This is a genomic window from Porphyrobacter sp. TH134 (assembly GCF_002855495.1).
Lineage (GTDB): Bacteria > Pseudomonadota > Alphaproteobacteria > Sphingomonadales > Sphingomonadaceae > Erythrobacter.
In genome coordinates this window covers 24,421-37,952 of the sequence record NZ_PKRO01000008.1, presented here as the reverse complement: position 1 = coordinate 37,952, position 13,532 = coordinate 24,421, and the positions used below count along the sequence as shown (strand labels likewise).

15 protein-coding genes are annotated in these 13,532 nt (G+C 62.8%); 4 read left to right on the top strand and 11 right to left on the bottom strand.

What is annotated here, in order from left to right:
- Nucleotides 1–50: 50 nt before the first annotated feature.
- The 9 genes from C0V72_RS05595 to leuC all read right to left on the bottom strand — a co-directional run bounded on the left by C0V72_RS05595 (nucleotide 51) and on the right by leuC (nucleotide 8,329).
- A complete protein-coding gene (locus C0V72_RS05595; RefSeq protein WP_101792239.1) occupies nucleotides 51–2,564 on the bottom strand; it encodes a glycoside hydrolase family 3 protein in 2,514 nt (837 codons plus the stop codon).
- A 258-nt stretch (nucleotides 2,565–2,822) separates the two neighbouring features.
- Entirely contained in the window at nucleotides 2,823–3,617 is a 795-nt protein-coding gene (locus tag C0V72_RS05590; RefSeq protein ID WP_101792238.1) for an NUDIX hydrolase, read from the bottom strand.
- Nucleotides 3,618–4,007: 390 nt separating this feature from the next.
- The gene (grxD, locus tag C0V72_RS05585; protein WP_101792237.1) at nucleotides 4,008–4,337 is read right to left on the bottom strand and encodes a Grx4 family monothiol glutaredoxin; all 330 of its coding nucleotides are present in this window, start codon (nucleotides 4,335–4,337) and stop codon (nucleotides 4,008–4,010) included.
- A 42-nt stretch (nucleotides 4,338–4,379) separates the two neighbouring features.
- Complete coding sequence (locus C0V72_RS05580) at nucleotides 4,380–4,613, bottom strand: BolA/IbaG family iron-sulfur metabolism protein (RefSeq protein ID WP_101792236.1); 234 nt, start codon at nucleotides 4,611–4,613, stop codon at nucleotides 4,380–4,382.
- A gap of 3 nt (nucleotides 4,614–4,616) precedes the next feature.
- A complete protein-coding gene (locus C0V72_RS05575; protein ID WP_101792235.1) occupies nucleotides 4,617–4,940 on the bottom strand; it encodes a DUF1476 domain-containing protein in 324 nt (107 codons plus the stop codon).
- Between the two features lie 98 nt (nucleotides 4,941–5,038).
- Entirely contained in the window at nucleotides 5,039–6,037 is a 999-nt protein-coding gene (locus tag C0V72_RS05570) for an NADPH:quinone oxidoreductase family protein (protein WP_101792283.1), read from the bottom strand.
- A 25-nt stretch (nucleotides 6,038–6,062) separates the two neighbouring features.
- Nucleotides 6,063–6,665, bottom strand: coding sequence for a 3-isopropylmalate dehydratase small subunit (leuD, locus tag C0V72_RS05565; protein ID WP_101792234.1), 603 nt, complete (start codon nucleotides 6,663–6,665; stop codon nucleotides 6,063–6,065).
- 12 nt (nucleotides 6,666–6,677) lie between these two features.
- Entirely contained in the window at nucleotides 6,678–6,854 is a 177-nt protein-coding gene (locus tag C0V72_RS05560) for an LPXTG cell wall anchor domain-containing protein (protein ID WP_101792233.1), read from the bottom strand.
- Nucleotides 6,855–6,898: 44 nt separating this feature from the next.
- Nucleotides 6,899–8,329 carry a 3-isopropylmalate dehydratase large subunit gene (gene leuC, locus C0V72_RS05555; RefSeq protein WP_101792282.1) on the bottom strand — a complete coding sequence of 477 codons (1,431 nt, stop codon included), beginning with the start codon at nucleotides 8,327–8,329 and terminating at the stop codon, nucleotides 6,899–6,901.
- Nucleotides 8,330–8,458: 129 nt separating this feature from the next.
- Here leuC and C0V72_RS05550 point away from each other — a divergent pair, with 129 nt between their 5' ends.
- Nucleotides 8,459–8,875: an acyl-CoA thioesterase gene (locus C0V72_RS05550; protein WP_101792232.1), complete on the top strand. Its 417-nt coding sequence runs from the start codon at nucleotides 8,459–8,461 to the stop codon at nucleotides 8,873–8,875.
- A gap of 22 nt (nucleotides 8,876–8,897) precedes the next feature.
- On the opposite strand, the gene C0V72_RS05545 is transcribed toward C0V72_RS05550, so the two are convergent.
- Nucleotides 8,898–9,992: a hypothetical protein gene (locus tag C0V72_RS05545; protein WP_101792231.1), complete on the bottom strand. Its 1,095-nt coding sequence runs from the start codon at nucleotides 9,990–9,992 to the stop codon at nucleotides 8,898–8,900.
- Between the two features lie 263 nt (nucleotides 9,993–10,255).
- Between C0V72_RS05545 and C0V72_RS05540 the strand changes: the two genes are divergently transcribed.
- The 3 genes from C0V72_RS05540 to C0V72_RS05530 all read left to right on the top strand — a co-directional run bounded on the left by C0V72_RS05540 (nucleotide 10,256) and on the right by C0V72_RS05530 (nucleotide 13,118).
- Nucleotides 10,256–11,041 carry a fatty acid desaturase gene (locus C0V72_RS05540; RefSeq protein WP_101792230.1) on the top strand — a complete coding sequence of 262 codons (786 nt, stop codon included), beginning with the start codon at nucleotides 10,256–10,258 and terminating at the stop codon, nucleotides 11,039–11,041.
- Nucleotides 11,038–11,541 (top strand): sterol desaturase family protein, encoded by a 504-nt coding sequence (locus tag C0V72_RS05535; protein WP_101792229.1) that lies wholly within the window; start codon nucleotides 11,038–11,040, stop codon nucleotides 11,539–11,541. The genes C0V72_RS05540 and C0V72_RS05535 overlap by 4 nt, the downstream gene beginning before the upstream one ends.
- Nucleotides 11,542–11,894: 353 nt before the next feature.
- Nucleotides 11,895–13,118 carry a right-handed parallel beta-helix repeat-containing protein gene (locus C0V72_RS05530; protein WP_172438921.1) on the top strand — a complete coding sequence of 408 codons (1,224 nt, stop codon included), beginning with the start codon at nucleotides 11,895–11,897 and terminating at the stop codon, nucleotides 13,116–13,118.
- Here the strand turns inward: C0V72_RS05530 and C0V72_RS05525 are convergent.
- Nucleotides 13,084–13,494 (bottom strand): SufE family protein, encoded by a 411-nt coding sequence (locus C0V72_RS05525; RefSeq protein WP_101792227.1) that lies wholly within the window; start codon nucleotides 13,492–13,494, stop codon nucleotides 13,084–13,086. The genes C0V72_RS05530 and C0V72_RS05525 overlap by 35 nt on opposite strands.
- Between the last annotated feature and the right edge of the window lie 38 nt (nucleotides 13,495–13,532).

Genomic DNA, 13,532 nt, shown 5'->3' with positions numbered 1-13,532 from the left:
CTCCCTTGGTGCGGCCTTTGCGGCCTGCGTTTCGTGCATTCGTCAGCGCGTCAGCCGCATGGCAACACCTGTTCGGCATCGCTGCCAATCCGGACTTCGGCGATGGCGTAATCGGCTGCCCCTTGCGTTTCGAGGACGAAGGGCCGGGTCAGGCTGGCGACGTCCGCGCCGGCATCGCGCAGGCATTTCAAAGGTAAGCCGTAACGCACATATCCATCGCTCACGGGCAGGGTCACAGCGGCAAATCCTTCGCTGCCCGGCCCGATTGCGCCGATCCGCGCGGCATCAGGGGCATCCCACACCCGCATCGTCACCAGCAGCATGACATCGCCATTGGTCTCGCGTGCGATATCGACCGGATCGAGATTGCCAAGCTGCACGCTGACTGTGCCATCCGCGACGGCAAAGCGCCGTGCGCCTTCCTGCACCTTGTAGTTTTCAGCCGTCACCCGCACCCGTCCGCCAAACGCCTCAGCGGGGAGGGTGGTGATGCGGGTTTCAAGCTCCGCCCCGCCGCCGCTCGCCACCCACAACGACCAGCGCGCCGCCGGATTGCCTGCGGCAAACCACGTCCGGCTGTCTCCGCCGACCGCGTTCGCATCCAATTCCGGCAGCGCTGCCCATGCGCCGGCAGGGGCGGCGTAATCAAGGCCGAAGCCGAAGGGGAACAGAATGCCGTCCTCCATCTGCGCCGCGCGCGGCCAATTGGCGGGGAGCTTTCCGGCAAAGTCATGGCGCGGCTGGCCGGCGCTATCGCCCACCAGCACATCGGCGATGCCTGCGCCCTCGCTGCCCGGCAGCCACGCGACCACAAAGGCATCGGCAGCGTTGAGCGCCGGGTTCACATACAGCGGACGGCCCGTGATCATCACTGCGACCACCGGGATGCCTTCGGCCTGAAGCCGCTTCATCGTCGCATAGGGCGCGGTCAGTTCGGGATCGAGCACCAGCGCAGCGCGGTCCCCCTGAAACTCGGCATAGGGCGTCTCGCCAAACACCACCACGGCGGCATCGGGCTTGTCGGCATAGCTGCCATCGGGTGAGAGAACAGCGCTGCCGCCGCCTGCGGTGACCGCTTGCTGCAAGCCCGCCCAGATCGAGGTCGCGCCGGGGAAGTGGCTGTTGTCCACACCGGTGCCCTGCCAGCTTAGCGTCCAGCCGCCCGATTGGCGTGCGATGTCATCCGCGCCATCACCTGCCACCAGCAGCCGCTGGCCCGGTGCAAGCGGCAGCACGCCCTGGTTCTTGAGCAGCACCAGCGATTTGCGCACCGCTTCGCGCGCCACCGCGCGATGTTCGGGCGCGCCGAGCAATTCATATTGTCCCGAGTAAGGCCGGTCAGATGGCTTGCCCGCGTCAAACAGCCCAAGCCGCGCCTTGACCCGCAGGATCCGCGCCACCGCCTCGTCGATCCGCGCCATCGGCACATCGCCCGATTTCGCGCGGGCCAGCAGGTCTTCGTATATCGGCTTCCACGTGTCGGGCGCCATGTACATGTCGACCCCCACCATCAGCGCCTGCGGGCACACCTCGTTGGTGCAGCCCGCCACCTGCCCGTGGGCGTTCCAGTCCGACACCACGAAGCCGCCAAAGTCCATCCGGTCTTTCAGCACGCCGGTGACCAGCGAGTGATTGCCGGTCATCTTGACACCCTGCCAGCTGGAAAAGCTGACCATCACGGTCGAGACACCTTCGGCAATCGCAGGGCCATAGGGCTTGCCGTGAATATCCCTCAGCTCGGTCTCGCTGATCGAGCTGTCGCCTTGGTCCACGCCCTTGTCGGTGCCGCCATCGGCGAGGAAATGCTTGGTCGAGGCGATCACGTAAGGCCCGGCCAGCAGATTGTCCCCCGCCGGTGGACCCTGAAGCCCGCGCACCATTGCGCCGACATAGGATGCGACGAGGTCGGGATCGGAGGAATAGCCTTCGTAGGCGCGGCCCCAGCGGAAATCGCGCGGTACGGCAACGGTGGGCGCAAAGGTCCATTCCTGCCCGGTGACGCGGATTTCCTTGGCAGTGACCGCGCCGATCCGTTCGATCAGCGCCGGATCGCGCATCGCGCCAAGCCCGATGTTATGCGGGAAAATCGTCGCGCCGATGATGTTGGAATGGCCGTGCACCGCGTCGGTGCCCCAGATGATCGGCACGCCCACGCCGCCATCGCTCCGGTCGACCGAGGCAAGGTAGAACGCGTCCGCCGCCTTCAGCCAATCGGGTGCGGGCGACAGGTCGTTGCCATTGGGGCCGGAATTGCCGCCAACGAGGATCGAGCCCAACTTGTACTTGCGCACATCATCAGGCGTGACGCAGCACAGATCGGCCTGCACCAGCTGACCAATCTTTTCTTCCGTCGTCATGCGCGCGATGAGGGCGGCAATGCGCGCCTCATGCTCAGGGCGGATTGGGACGGGGTAGGTATAGGCGGGCCAAATCTCGGGATTGGCCGTTCCGGGCGCGGACGTCGGAGCCTCGGTCGTTTCAGCCGATGCGATTGACGCAATGCTCGCAGCACCAAGCAGCGCTGCGATCAGGCAAGCTCGCCTGTGGGCCAATTGGCCTGTCATATCCCTCTCCCCTGGCAGTAATCTCTGCCATGCCCTGCGTCTCTGCTAACGCTAACATTGATGTTGGGAAATCTGCGCAGGTAAGTCAATCCGGGGCGTGGGCGGCAATGTGATGCCTGCACGTATTTACGATCATCACGCTGATTTGCTGATGAAAGATAGCACAAGAATACGACTGCATGGCAAGTGACGCCACTATGATAGCGATACCATTTGCTGCTGAAGAGTGCTGGAGCGCGATTCGCCCGGCTTCACCCGTCAACCGCGGGCAACGTTTTCCAGCAATTCGCCTGTCACCGGATACCCTGCATCGGCAAGGATGGTCAGCCACGGTTTGCCGTCCTGATCGACAACTTGCGGCATGATCGTGCGCACGGGAATAGCCTTGGCCTGCGCGCGGGCTTCCTCGAAGCTGGCGAACAGGGCGAGGCGTTCGAGATTGCGGCGGGTGGGGAAGATCAGCTTGATCTCGCCCCGCTCCGCTGCATCGAGCGCGCCTTGCGCGGTCGTCCAGAACAGGTGGGTGTTTTCGGCATGATCGATCGACACGTCGACAGCGCCGGTGCCGAGATTGGCGAGATAGAAGCGCGTGTCATAGACGCGGGTGATGTTTTCGTTCTTGGGGAACCAACGGGCAAAGGGTGTGATCTGGCCAAGGTCAAGCCGCCACCCGAACGCCGTGAGCACCGGGGCCAGCGCGCCAGCCTCGTTGAGCATCTCGCGGGCGGCAGCAGCGCGTTCGGCGGTAATGGCGCCTGCCAGACCAAGCGCGAGGCCGGTTTCCTCCAGCGTCTCGCGCACCGCGGCGATTTGATGCGCGGCTTCGTCTGGCGTGAGGCCGAATTCAGCCGCGGTCTGCTCGGCTAATGCATAGTCCGCCGGATCGACCCGTCCGCCGGGAAAAACCGCCATCCCGCCGGCAAAGGTCATGTTACGCGACCGCACGGTCATCAACACCTCGGGCGCGTCTCCGTCCGGGGCATTGCGGAAGATGATGATGGTTGCTGCGGGAATGCCCTGAGGGCCAGAATCGCGAGTGCTGTCACTGGTCATGGTGGCAAAGGATGGCGCTGCGGCACGCGCTTGCCAAGAGCCAAGGCCAATTACTGCCGGTTTGATCAGGTGTGTCGGGATGCTTTACAGGTGACCGCTTGTGTTCGGTCGGGAGAGACGAAAAAACGGCTTAAATCCGTGCTTTCTCAAGTTTGGCACGCACCATGCATTAGATGGTGTAGTCCCAATGGTTATTGTCAATGGGCGCGATCCTTCCTGGTCTCCGGGTCGCGCCTCTCCCGAAAAAAAGCGCTCCGCACTGGTCCTGCGGAGCGCTTTTTTATTTGCCGGTTGGCCCGCCATTTGCTGCGGGCGAAACATTGGGCAGTCCGCAGGCGACAATGGCCAAAGCCGCGATACGCCTGCACCTACACCGCTAAAACAGCAGCTTCAGGCGACCTTGGCCACGCCGCTTTCGTTCAGCATCTGCTGCAATTCGCCTGCCTCGAACATCTCGGTCATGATGTCGCTGCCGCCAAGAAACTCGCCCTTCACATACAATTGCGGGATGGTCGGCCAGTCGGAATAGTTTTTGATGCCCTGCCGGATTTCCATGTCCTGCAACACGTCAACGGTTTCGTAAGCGACGCCGCAATGGTCGAGAATGGCGATGGCGCGCGCGGAAAAGCCGCATTGCGGGAACAGCGGCGTGCCTTTCATGAACAGCACCACGTCATTGCTGGTGACGAGGTCGGAAATGCGGGAATTAACGTCGGTCATGGTGCGGTGCGCCCCTGATGCGTGAGGTTGAATGTTGCTTTATTACGTGGGGACCACGGTGGTGACTTGCAAGGCATGCAGTTCCCCGCCCATCCGCCCGCCGAATGCGGCATAGACCAGCTTGTGCTGGGCGACACGGCTCAGGCCGGCGAACTGAGGGGCGGTGACGGTTGCAGCCCAGTGATCATTGTCGCCGGCAAGATCGGTCAGCTCAACCGTTGCACCGGGAAGCGCGGTGCGTATCGCTTCTTCGATTGCAGTCGCGGTCATCGGCATGGTTTACACCCCGCCGAGCAGTTGGCGGCGGGCTTCGACGTTCATTTCTTCAAGCTTGGCGCGAATATCAGCCTCGCTGATATCGGTTTGCGCTGCGGTCAGATCGCCAAGCAGCTTGCGCACCACGTCCTCATCACCCGACTCTTCGAAGTCGGCCTGCACCACCGCCTTGCGGTAGGCATCAGCCTCCTCGGGCGTCAGCTTCATCAATCCGGCGGCCCATTCGCCAAGCAGGCGGTTGCGGCGCGCGGCGATGCGGAAGGCGGTTTCGTTGTCCAGCGCAAACTTGGCTTCTTCAGCGCGTTCGCGGTCCTTGAAATCGGTCATTCTAGTGTCCCTTCGGGTACGATCCGGCCAAGACGTTAGAGGTGGGCGGGCGCGGCTTCAAGGGCGAAGCCGCGCCCCCCGATCACAATAAGGAGACACTATCCCATCGTCACAACCAGCTTGCCGACCGCCTCGCGCGCTTCGAGCTTGGCAATGGCATCGCCGGCGCGCTCAAGCGGGAATGTTTCGCTGACCAATGGGTCGATCTTGCCCGCAGCCATCAGATCGAACAGTTCGTTTACTTGTGCGTGGAAGCCTTCGGGATCGCGCGCGGTGAAAGCGCCCCAGAACACGCCGCAGATGTCGCAGGACTTCAGCAGGGTGAGATTGAGCGGCATCTTGGCGATCCCGGCGGGGAAGCCGACCACCAGGAAGCGGCCCTCCCACGCGATGGCGCGCAGGGCAGGCTCGGAATATTGCCCGCCGACAATGTCATAGACGATGTTCGCGCCGTTCGGGCCGCAGGCCTGCTTGAAGGCTTCGGCGAGCGCCTTGGAGGCATCCTTGTCCATGGCGTCGCGCGGGTAGATCACGACCTCGTCGGCCCCGGCCTTCTTCGCAACTTCGCCCTTGGCTTCCGAAGACACCGCCGCGACCACGCGCGCGCCAAAAGCCTTGGCGAGCTCGATCGCCGAAAGCCCCACGCCGCCCGCCGCGCCCAAGATCAGCACGGTGTCGCCTGCCTTGACATGGCCGCGATCCTTCAGCCCGTGGATGGTGGTGCCGTAGGTCATCAGCAGCGATGCGGCTTTCTCGAACGGCACGCCGCCGGGTACCTTGAACATCCGGCCTGCGGGGACGACGACCTTTTCCGCAAGGCCGCCATTGCCGATCCCGGCGAGCACGCGGTCACCCACCGCGAAGCCTTCGACACCCTCGCCAACCGCTTCGATCACGCCGCTGATCTCGCCACCGGGCGAGAAGGGGCGCTGCGGCTTGAACTGGTACATGTCGCGGATGATGAGGCCATCGGGATAATTGATCGCGCAGGCCTTCACCGCAACCAGCACTTCGCCCGCGCCGGGGACGGGGGTATCGACCTCGTCGAGCGTCAGGGTTTCAGGCCCGCCGGTCTGGTGGGTGCGAATGGCTTTCATCATGTCCTCTCCCGGTATTGTAAGTCTATGCGGCCTCAGTGCCGCGCATCAGCCACGGCTGGGCGGCGGTGCGGCTGGCCTCGAAACTGCCGATCGCCTCGCCGCGCGCCATCGTGAGGCCCACCTCGTCGAGGCCGTTGAGCAGACAATGCTTGCGGAACGGATCGATCTCGAACGTGAAGCGATCCTGATAAGGGGTGGTCACGGTCTGGCTTTCGAGATCGACCGTGATCGTCTGCCCTTCGCGCGCGACTTCAAGCAGCCGGTCGACAGCGTCCTGCGGCAACACCACGGGCAGGATGCCGTTCTTGACCGCATTGCCCGAATGGATGTCGGAAAAGCTCGGTGCGATCACCACGCGGATGCCGAGATCGAGCATCGCCCAGGCCGCATGCTCGCGGCTGGAACCGCACCCATAATTGTCGCCCGCGATCAGGATCGGCGCGCCCTTGTAGGCAGGATCGTCGAAGACATTGCCCGGTTCTGCCCGCAGTACTTCGAAGGCGCCCGCGCCGAGGCCTTCGCGGCTGATGGTCTTGAGCCATTTGGCCGGGATGATGATGTCGGTGTCGACATTCTTGAGACCAAGCGGGATGGCGCGGCCTTCGACGCGGGTAAGGGGCTGCATGGGCGGTAGTCCTTAATCTGTCTGCGGCGGCTCGCCCGAGGGGATCGGGCCGGATTGGGCCTGATTGTTCGGCTTCTTCTTGCGCTTGCCCGCATAGAGCAGCGCGGCAGCGATGGCTGCCGATCCGATGGCACCTGCCGCGGCAATCGCAGCGTTGCGGGCGGTGTTATTCTTGGGCTTGTCGGTCATGGGCTTTCCATGCGCTTCACTTGGCGGTTGTTCAAGGGTTGGCGTCAGACAAGCGCACGCACATCGGCGAGACGCCCGGTCACAGCGGCAGCCGCCGCCATCGCAGGCGAGACAAGATGCGTGCGCGCGCCCGGGCCTTGGCGGCCGACGAAGTTGCGGTTGCTGGTCGAAGCGCAGCGTTCGCCCGGGGGGACTTTGTCGGGGTTCATGCCGAGACAGGCCGAACAGCCCGGCTCGCGCCATTCGAAGCCCGCTTCGGTGAAAATCCGGTCGAGACCCTCTTCCTCGGCCATGGCCTTCACCAGGCCCGATCCGGGCACGACGATCGCCCAGCGCACGTTGTCGGCCTTGCGGCGCCCCTTCAGGATCGCAGCGGCGGCGCGCAGGTCTTCGATGCGGCTGTTGGTGCAGCTGCCGATGAAGACGTTCTCGATGGAGACGTCCGTCATCGCCATGCCGGGGGTGAGGCCCATGTAGTCGAGTGATTTCTGCGCAGCGACGCGCTTTGCTTCGTCGGCGAAGTCTTCAGGCGAAGGCACACGCCCGCCAATCGCCACGACGTCCTCGGGGCTGGTGCCCCAGGTGACGCTGGGTTCGACATCGGCGGCGTTGATCGTGACGGATTTGGCGAACACCGCGCCTTCATCCGTATGGAGCGTGCGCCAGTAGGCGACCGCCGCGTCCCATTCCGCGCCCTTGGGCGCCATCGGACGGCCCTTGAGATAGGCAAAGGTGATGTCGTCGGGCGCGATCAGCCCTGCACGTGCGCCCGCCTCGATGCTCATGTTGCAAACCGTGAGGCGTTCCTCGACAGTCATACGCTGGAACACGGCGCCGCGATACTCGATCACGTAACCCGACCCGCCTGCCGCCCCGATCCGGCCGATAATGTGCAGGATCAGGTCTTTGGCGCTGATGCCGGGACCAATATCGCCATCCACGCGCACTTCCATCGGTCTGGATTGCTGGAGCAGCAGCGTTTGGGTTGCCAGCACATGCTCGACCTCACTGGTGCCGATACCGAAAGCCAGCGCGCCCAATCCGCCGTGGCAGGCGGTGTGGGAATCGCCGCACACGATGGTGGTGCCGGGCAGCGAAAAGCCCTGTTCCGGGCCCACGACATGGACGATCCCCTGCTCCTTCGCGGTCGCCGGGATGTAACGGATGCCAAAGGCAGGCGCGTTGACTTCGAGAGCGGCGAGCTGGGCTGCGCTTTCGACATCGACAATCGGCACAGGCTTGCCCGCCGCGTCCAGGCGGGGCGTGGTCGGCAGGTTGTGATCGGGCACCGCCAGCGTCAGCTCGGGTCTGCGCACCGGGCGCCCGGCAACCTTGAGCGCTTCAAACGCCTGCGGGCTGGTGACTTCATGCACCAGATGGCGATCAATATAGATCAGCGCGGTCCCATCATCACGCGTCTCAACAACATGCGCGTCCCAGATCTTTTCGTAGAGCGTGCGAGGGCGGCTGGCCATGATCGGGTCCATTATCCGGAGGGTGAAAGTGCGGCCCAATAGTCACGATTGCCGAGCCGTGGCAAGATTGCGGCATTTCACCGAGACGCGTTGGTGGAAATTGTCATAATCTTGCGCTAGCTTACAATCATGTCAGCAAACGAATCCCCTGCCGCGGCCTTTCTTCATCCGATCATCGTCCAGCCGGGCGACATCGACTTCATGGGGCACGTGAACAACGCGCGCTATCTGAACTGGGTGCAGGATGCCGTGCTGGCGCATTGGCGCGGGATCGCACCGGCCGAAGACGTGGCCAGCAAGGCGTGGGTCGCGCTGAAGCACGAAATCACCTACCGCAAACCCGCCTTTCTTGAAGACGATGTGATCGCCCAGACCGTGCTGGAACGCTTCAACGGTGCGCGGGCGTTCTATTCCACGCTGATCAAACGCGGCGAGGAAGTGCTGGCCGAAGTGCAATCATCCTGGTGCTGCATTGACGCTGAGACCCTGCGCCCGGCCCGCATCGGCGAACATCTGCGCGCGTTCTTCTTTCCGCAAGCGGAGTAATGCCGCGCGGCGGCGTGGGTCTTTACCGCGCCACGGCGCTGACGGGCGGCGCGAGGGCCTGGGGCGGTTCGGTCAGGGCAGGGCCATCCAGAAGATCGCCAAAAGACACGGGCTGCGCGGTCAGGGTGGGGTGCGGCGAATAGCCGTCGTGCCAGTATTTCGCCTCGATAATGTCGCGCGCGATGCTCATTCCGAAGAACCGCCGGGGATGTTGCGATCGGTTGTCCGGCCCAGCATGCAGCAAGTCGCTCCGATAGAGGATCACTGTGCCTTTGCGCGGCGCCACCTGAACCGGGCGGAACAGGGCGGCGAGCGTCTTGCGCCGGCGATACAGCTTCCACAGCGTCACAGGGCCAATGTCGCGCAGGCTGAACTGGGAATTCTTTCCCAGCGCAAACCGCAAGATATTGGGCTGGTGCTGGTCCCATTTAACCGAGAACACCCGATCAAGAAATTCGCCCGGCGCCAGCCGCGCCGGCGTGTCCTGGCGCATCCGCCACAGTTTTTTCAGGTTGTAGATCGCAATGCGGGCATTGGTTTTTGTGCGGAACAACTCCATCAATTCATAGGCTTGGCCGCCATGCGTATTGGCAGCGCCGCCATACATATGGGTGCCCGGTACAAACACCGTCCCGCCCTGTTGATCTGAAACATCTTCGACCGCAGCAAACAGGCTGATGACACCTGACGGGTCGCGATGAATATATTGATGGGACGAGCCCCAATAGCTGGTGAAGGTCGCGATTTCGAGCAGCGGACGCGACCGGCCGCAAAACTCTGACAGAATACCCTCAAGGCGCTGGGTCAAAGTGCCTGCAAAGCGCATCACCGGCGGGGTCGACGGCAGCGAGCAAAAGTCGCGGCGCACGTAAAGATTGTCTGTTTCGCTGGCGAAGGATGACCGGTGGCGGGCAGGATCGTTTACAGTCTGGCGCATCAGCTCAAGGCCGAAATCCGCTTCCTCATCCGATAGGAGATTGGTCAGAATAACCAGACCGTAACGATCCATCATCCCTGCGGCCTCGCGGATGCACGGCTCGGTCAGTTTGCCCTTTGCATCAACGACAGCCGGCACTTCAAACATCGCGGTGTCATGGGAAATCTTCAGTTCATTCATACTATTGCGCCCTGCATCGCACCGCGTGGCTGGGCTGGCCTGCTGAACGCGGGTACAGGCGTGCAGGTCAGTTTCGCACATTACGGGCCGGGTTATCGCGTTGCCACATAAGCTTAACGATCAAGTTAACCCGGCGCTTCGCGGCCCGAAGCCCGGGTTGGCTCTGCCGCGAGCGCAAGCCGCGCCTGTGCAAACGCATTTGCCACCGCGCTTCCAGCTTCTATACGCAACCACATGACTGCTGCCTGCGTATCCTTTCCACGATGACCGCGAATTTCGTCCTTCCTGATCGTTCGGTGCAGCGCGTGGTTGGCCTTGCGCTTGGGCTTGCTATCGCTGGAAGCTGGCTGGCGATCCACGCCTATGCGATGTTCGTTTTTGAGCTGACGTGGAGCAACCTGCCCTTCGCGCTGGCCATGGCGATGGTGCAATGCTGGCTGTCAGTTGGCGTGTTCATCGTTTGCCATGATGCGATGCATGGCAGTCTTGTGCCGGGCCGTCCGCGGCTGAACGGCGTGATCGGGGCAGTGTTGCTGGCGCTTTACGCAGGCTTTGCCTGGCGGCAATTGCGCGATGCGCATTTTGCCCATCACAAGCTGGCAGGCCGCGCGGGCGATCCTGATTTCGACGAACATCACCCGGATAATTTCTGGCGGTGGTATGGCACCTTTTTTCGGCGCTATTTCGGCTGGCGGTCGATCCTGTTCGTCCACACCGTCGTAGGGATTTACTGGCTGGTGCTGGATATCCCGATGGCGCAGATCGTGCTGCTTTACGGATTGCCTGCCTTGGGCTCTTCGCTCCAATTATTTTACTTCGGCACCTTCCGTCCGCACTGCCATGAAACCGGCCCCGGTGCGGCTGAGTTTGCTGACCGCCATAACACCCGCAGCGAGGATTTCGGCACTCTCGCCAGTCTCGCCTCGTGTTTTCATTTCGGCTATCATCTCGAACATCACCGGCGCCCCGATGTGCCGTGGTGGGGTTTGCCAGGCGCGCGCCGGGCAGGGGTGGGCCAGGTTGAACAGACAGCAAAGGTGCCCGCATGAGCTGGCTTGAAGTGTTCCTGACCGTCATGTCCTCGTTGATCGGGATGGAAGTGTTCGCCTGGGTAGCGCACAAGTATATCATGCATGGCTGGGGCTGGGGATGGCACCGCGATCATCACGAGCCGCACAATAACGTGCTGGAAAAGAACGACTTGTTCGCCGTCGTCTTTGGCTCGATCAACGCCGCGATGTATATCTACGGCGCGCTGTATTGGGACTGGCTGTGGTGGTTTGCGGTGGGGATCACCTTGTACGGCGTGATCTACACGCTGATCCATGACGGGCTGGTGCACCAGCGTTACTGGAAGTGGGTGCCGCGCAAGGGCTATGCCAAGCGGCTGGTGCAAGCACACAAGCTGCACCATGCGACCATCGGGAAAGAAGGCGGGGTAAGCTTCGGCTTTGTCTTCGCGCGCGATCCGGCCAAGCTTAAGGCAGAGCTAAAGCGTCAGAAGGAAGCCGGGCTGGCGGTTGTGCGACCCGGAGGCGATATCGCCTGATGTCAGCAGGGCGAGCAGGGGCGCTCGGCGTTGCCGCGGCTGCCCTTGCCTATGTGGTGTTCAGCGCCGGGACGCGCCCTCCACCGCCGCCTGAAGGAACGATTGATACCATCCCGCTTCCGTCCTGTACGAAAGATGTCCGGCTTTCCGGCCGGGTGTTCCATGTTGATCCGGTGCGCGGGAGTATCGCTGGTGATGGCAGTGCCGCGCGCCCGTGGCGTGACCTGCGTTCACTGGTTTCAGGCGGCCTGATCGGGGAATATCGGCGACGCTTGTGGCGGGCGGATCGGTACGCTGCCAGCGTGACCGGGCGGGCGCCCGTTACGCGTCTTGCAGAACGCCGGGGCGCGGTCGTGCGCAGCGGCGATACCCTGCTTTTGGCCGATGGCGACTATGGTTTGGTTGATCTGTCAGGATTGGCCAACGCTGGATTTGTGACAATTGCCGCTGCACCGTCAGCAAATGTGCGTCTGTCCGGGCTCAATCTGTCTGGCGCTTCGCATTTCGTGCTGCGCGGTTTGCGTATTGTTGGCGATGCCCCTGCCTCGCAAGCAGGCTTTCTTGCCACCACTTACGCGCCCGGTCCGCATCGCGCTGATAACATCCTGCTGGATAACGTCGAGATTGGCTGGACGACACGCCTCGCTGAAGCTGACCCAGCTGATTTTTCGGCCAGGGCGCCGTCAGGATTGCAGTTTGGCGGCGATTGTCTGACTTTGACCAACAGCCACCTCCATGATCTGGAAAGCGGGTTGAATATCTATCGCGCCCGCAAGGTGCTGGTGGCGGGGAATGCCGTCACGGGTGTTTCGGTTGATGGTATCCAGTTTTCCGGCCGCGATCTGACCATCCGCGACAATGCGATCTTCGGCCAGCGGCCCGTTCCAGGCCGGCTGCATCCCGATTGCATGCAGGGACAGTTGCCCGAGCGCCAATCGTCCGGCCCGGTAATGATCGAGCGCAACTTGTGCCTGCGTGCGCCCATTCGCGAGCCATCGCAGCAGAGAACGGATCGGTTCGGCTGGCAAGGCATCGTTATCTTTGATGGCCATTGGCGCGACGTGACGATCCGCTGCAACATTGTCTTGCCTGCCAATCAGCATGGCATCGCGCTGTACGGGGCCACAAACTCCCTCATTGAACACAACACCGTTTTCGGAAATGCAGGCGGGCGCCCAAGCTGGATTGCTGCGCTTCCGGCAAAGGATGGGCGCCCATCGGCGGGTGTGCGCATTCGCGAAAACCGGGCGAGTGCCTATCTGAACGCAGTCATCGGTGCGCCGTTGCCGCCAGATGCCATGCTTGACGCGCTCAAGGTCAAGCGGGGCGACCGCGCCCTCGTGACAACCTTGATGCAGCCGCTGGACGGTGTCGTGCTGGAGCGGAACACCTGGGCGCCACCGCAGCGCGTTCCCGGTCCGCTAACGCGCGATCCGCGATTTATCTGGGAGCCGGCCGGCTCTCTGCCTGAGGCAAACAGCGTGGCCGAGGCCCTTCGGCAGTACCCGCTTCCTCCAGCGTGTACCGAGCCGGAAGGCGCAGTCAGCCTGCCGCCAGCCGCGCTGCGTGTTCCTTGACCAGTGCGATCATGTTGGGCACGCCCTGGGTGCGATTGCTCGACAATTGGTTTTTCAGATCAAACGGGGCAAGCGTGCCCATCACGTCGATCTGCGCGACTTCGGCCGCCGGACGGTCCTGCACCGCAGCTATGACAAGCGCAACAATGCCCTTGGTGATCGCAGCGTTGCTGTCTGCAAGGAAATGCAGCGCTGTGCTGTCCGAACCGGCAGGATAGACCCACACCGCCGCTGAACAGCCGCGCACCAAGGTGGCATCGGTTTTCAACACCTCGGGCATCGGTTCCAGTTCGCGGCCCAGCTCGATCAGCAAGCCGTAGCGATCATCGCCTTCGAGGAATTCATACTCTTCGAGAATATCGGACAGGGTGCGCATATCCGCCGCGTTACGCATGCGGACGGCGAAACGGAAGG

Excerpts from the sequence above, each read along its gene's own strand:
- C0V72_RS05595 (WP_101792239.1), bottom strand. The coding sequence starts at position 2,564 with ATGACAGGCCAATTGGCCCACAGGCGAGCTTGCCTGATCGCAGCGCTG.
- C0V72_RS05590 (WP_101792238.1), bottom strand. The coding sequence starts at position 3,617 with ATGACCAGTGACAGCACTCGCGATTCTGGCCCTCAGGGCATTCCCGCA.
- grxD (WP_101792237.1), bottom strand. The coding sequence starts at position 4,337 with ATGACCGACGTTAATTCCCGCATTTCCGACCTCGTCACCAGCAATGAC.
- C0V72_RS05580 (WP_101792236.1), bottom strand. The coding sequence starts at position 4,613 with ATGCCGATGACCGCGACTGCAATCGAAGAAGCGATACGCACCGCGCTT.
- C0V72_RS05575 (WP_101792235.1), bottom strand. The coding sequence starts at position 4,940 with ATGACCGATTTCAAGGACCGCGAACGCGCTGAAGAAGCCAAGTTTGCG.
- C0V72_RS05570 (WP_101792283.1), bottom strand. The coding sequence starts at position 6,037 with ATGAAAGCCATTCGCACCCACCAGACCGGCGGGCCTGAAACCCTGACG.
- leuD (WP_101792234.1), bottom strand. The coding sequence starts at position 6,665 with ATGCAGCCCCTTACCCGCGTCGAAGGCCGCGCCATCCCGCTTGGTCTC.
- C0V72_RS05560 (WP_101792233.1), bottom strand. The coding sequence starts at position 6,854 with ATGACCGACAAGCCCAAGAATAACACCGCCCGCAACGCTGCGATTGCC.
- leuC (WP_101792282.1), bottom strand. The coding sequence starts at position 8,329 with ATGGCCAGCCGCCCTCGCACGCTCTACGAAAAGATCTGGGACGCGCAT.
- C0V72_RS05550 (WP_101792232.1), top strand. The coding sequence starts at position 8,459 with ATGTCAGCAAACGAATCCCCTGCCGCGGCCTTTCTTCATCCGATCATC.
- C0V72_RS05545 (WP_101792231.1), bottom strand. The coding sequence starts at position 9,992 with ATGAATGAACTGAAGATTTCCCATGACACCGCGATGTTTGAAGTGCCG.
- C0V72_RS05540 (WP_101792230.1), top strand. The coding sequence starts at position 10,256 with ATGACCGCGAATTTCGTCCTTCCTGATCGTTCGGTGCAGCGCGTGGTT.
- C0V72_RS05535 (WP_101792229.1), top strand. The coding sequence starts at position 11,038 with ATGAGCTGGCTTGAAGTGTTCCTGACCGTCATGTCCTCGTTGATCGGG.
- C0V72_RS05525 (WP_101792227.1), bottom strand. The coding sequence starts at position 13,494 with ATGCGCACCCTGTCCGATATTCTCGAAGAGTATGAATTCCTCGAAGGC.